The 3,082-nt window shown below is 71.9% G+C and carries 2 protein-coding genes; one reads left to right on the forward strand and one right to left on the reverse strand.

From position 1 onward, the window contains the following. Window positions 1–229: 229 nt before the first annotated feature. On the forward strand, window positions 230–2,242 hold the full coding sequence (locus tag AB8Z75_RS33110) for an acyl-CoA dehydrogenase family protein (protein ID WP_369208548.1): 2,013 nt from the start codon (window positions 230–232) through the stop codon (window positions 2,240–2,242). Between the two features lie 81 nt (window positions 2,243–2,323). Here AB8Z75_RS33110 and AB8Z75_RS33115 read toward each other — a convergent pair whose 3' ends face one another. Continuing rightward, window positions 2,324–2,830 (reverse strand): hypothetical protein, encoded by a 507-nt coding sequence (locus tag AB8Z75_RS33115; RefSeq protein WP_369208546.1) that lies wholly within the window; start codon window positions 2,828–2,830, stop codon window positions 2,324–2,326. Between the last annotated feature and the right edge of the window lie 252 nt (window positions 2,831–3,082).

A 3,082-nucleotide genomic window follows, 5' to 3' on the forward strand; every position in this document is an offset into this window, starting at 1 on the left:
GGTCCGCGCGCGGCCCCGGCCGGCCGCGGGAGGGCGGCGAGCAGGGCGGGACAGGCGGGCGAGCCGGCTTCGTCGGGGTCTGTGCGCGCGGTGTCTGGTAGGGGCGGAACGAATCGGGTACACACGACCGAGCAGCACCTGGCAGCGGCCGTCCACAGGGCGCCTGCCGGGCACCACCACCCGTCACGTACCGCGAACCCGCCTCCCACACCCTCCTGAGGTGAGCGAGATGACCGTCTCCGAACGCGAAGCCCGCGAAGTCGCCGAGGCGGCCCGGGAGAAGGACTGGCGCAAGCCCAGCTTCGCTAAGGAACTGTTCCTCGGCCGCTTCCGCCTCGATCTCCTCCACCCGCACCCGGAACCGGCGGCCGAGGACGTCGCGCGGGGCGAGGAGTTCCTGGCCAGGCTGCGCGACTTCGTCGAGACGACGGTCGACGGGCCGCTGATCGAACGTGAGTCCAGGATTCCGGACGAGGTGATCACCGGTCTGAAGGAGCTCGGGGCGCTCGGCATGAAGGCCGGCACCGAGTACGGCGGCCTCGGACTGACCCAGGTGTACTACAACAAGGCACTCGCCCTGGTCAGCTCCGCCAGCCCGGCCGTGGGCGCCCTGCTGTCCGCGCACCAGTCCATCGGCGTACCGCAGCCCGTGAAGATGTTCGGCAGCCAGGAACAGAAGGACGCCTTCCTGCCGCGCTGCGCCCGCAGCGACATCTCCGCGTTCCTGCTGACCGAACCCGACGTGGGCTCCGACCCCGCACGGCTGGCGACCACCGCCGTGCCCGTCAGCGGGGGTTCCTCCGGCCCGGGTGAGGCCGGTGGCGGTGGCGGTGGCGGGGCCGGAGCCGGAGCCGGAGCCGGAGCCGGAGAAGACTACCTGCTCGACGGGGTGAAGCTGTGGACCACCAACGGCGTGATCGCCGACCTCCTCGTCGTCATGGCACGCGTGCCGGAGCCCGCCGCCGACGACCCGCGCCGCGCCGCAGGACACAAGGGCGGCATCACCGCCTTCGTCGTCGAGGCCGACTCCGAAGGCATCACCGTGGAGAACCGCAACGCCTTCATGGGACTGCGCGGCATCGAGAACGGCGTCACCCGCTTCCACCGCGTGCGCGTCCCCGCGGCCAACCGCATCGGCCCCGAGGGCGCGGGACTCAAGATCGCGCTCACCACTCTCAACACCGGCCGCCTCTCCCTGCCCGCCACCTGCGTCGGCGCGGGCAAATGGTGCCTGCGCATCGCCCGCCAGTGGTCCCGCGAACGCGTCCAGTGGGGCAGGCCGGTCGCCGAGCACGAGGCCGTCGGCGGCAAGATCGCCTTCATCGCCGCGACGACGTTCGCGCTGGAGGCCGTGCTCGACCTGTCCTCGCAGATGGCCGACGAGGAGCGCAACGACATCCGCATCGAGGCCGCTCTCGCCAAGCTCTACGGCAGTGAAATGGCCTGGAAGATGGCCGACGAGCTGGTCCAGATCCGCGGCGGGCGCGGCTTCGAGACCGCCGCGTCCCTCGCCGCCCGCGGCGAACGCGGCGTCCCCGCCGAACAGCTGCTGCGCGACCTGCGCATCAACCGCGTCTTCGAGGGCTCGACGGAGATCATGCACCTGCTGATCGCCCGCGAGGCCGTGGACGCGCACCTGTCGGCCGCCGGCGATCTCATCGACCCGGACAAGACGTTGGCCGACAAGCGCAAGGCGGCCGTCACAGCGGGCACCTTCTACGCCAAGTGGCTGCCCCGCCTCGTCGCGGGCTCGGGGCAGCTGCCCGGCGCCTACGCCGAGTTCGGCGCCCTCGCCCCGCACCTGCGCCACGTCGAGCGCACCGCGCGCAAGCTCGCCCGCTCCACCTTCTACGCGATGACCCGCTGGCAGGGCCGGATGGAGACCAAGCAGGGCTTCCTCGGCCGGATCGTGGACATCGGAGCCGAGCTGTTCGCGATGAGCGCCGCCTGCGTCCGCGCGGAGAAGCTGCGGCGCGACGGCACCGGCGGCACCGACGGGCAGGCCGCGTATCAGCTCGCGGACGCGTTCTGCCGCCAGTCCCGCATCCGCGTCGACGAACTGTTCGACCGTCTGTGGACCAACACCGACGACCTCGACCGCAAGGTCGTCCGCGAAGTCCTCGACGGCTCCTACACCTGGCTGGAGGAAGGCGTCGTCGACCCCTCGAGCGAGGGCCCATGGATCGCGCAGGCGCCTCCGGGGCCGTCCACGAAGGAGAACGTCCACCGTCGCATCCCCTGACGCGTGGCCTGCCCAGCACGCCGCAGGAGCCCTAGAGTTGGAGTGTGAGCGAGCAGACGCACAACACCGTGGACGGGCAGGTCAGCGCGGGTGCGGTGGTGCAGGCCGCCAGTATCGGGGCGGTGCATCACCACACCTATGCGGCACCCGGGGAGCCCGCGGACCCACCGGTGCAGCTCCCCGTCGAGTCCGCCACTTCAGCGCGGCGAGGGGCCTCCCGTCAGGGCGCAGCAACTGCTCGGGGTGCAGGCCGTTCGCCGGGTCCTTCTCCGCTTGCCGTGACGGGTCGTCGCGGGACCGGGCAGGCATCCGCTTGCTGAAACCCGCCCCGTGCGGCAGCAGGGCCAGCGGTCCGCGCAACAGGTGCAGGGCGCCCCGCGCCGAAGCCGCCAGTACGAGTGCGAACGGCCGCCGCCGCGCCTCCTCCCACGGCAGTTGCAGCGCCCGCAGACCTTCCAGCGCGGCCAGTGCGTCCGCGTCGAACTCCGACCCGGGGACCAGCGTCACGTACGGGCGTATACGGCGGTCGCCCGCGAGCGCCGGAGCGGCGTCCAGCAACCGGTGCAACGTCGTGGCCGTCCGGACCACGAAGAGCACATCCGTGCCACAACCCGGCTTCCCGGCTTCCCGGCTTCCCGGCTTCCCGGCTTCCCGGCTTCCCGGCTTCCCGGCTTCCCGGCTTCCCGGCTTCCCGGTGAAATCTTCCATTCTAGCTTCCCCAAGCGATCCTGTGCGCCGTTTTCCCGGTCGGGCGGCGTTCCGGGGTGTTCGCTCGACGGCATGGCCGTGATCGTACTGGGGAAGGCCGGGCCCCCGGGCGGGGCCGGCCTTCCCCAGTAC

Origin of the sequence: Streptomyces sp. PU-14G (assembly GCF_041028275.1) — a bacterium.
Classification (GTDB): Bacteria; Actinomycetota; Actinomycetes; order Streptomycetales; family Streptomycetaceae; genus Streptomyces.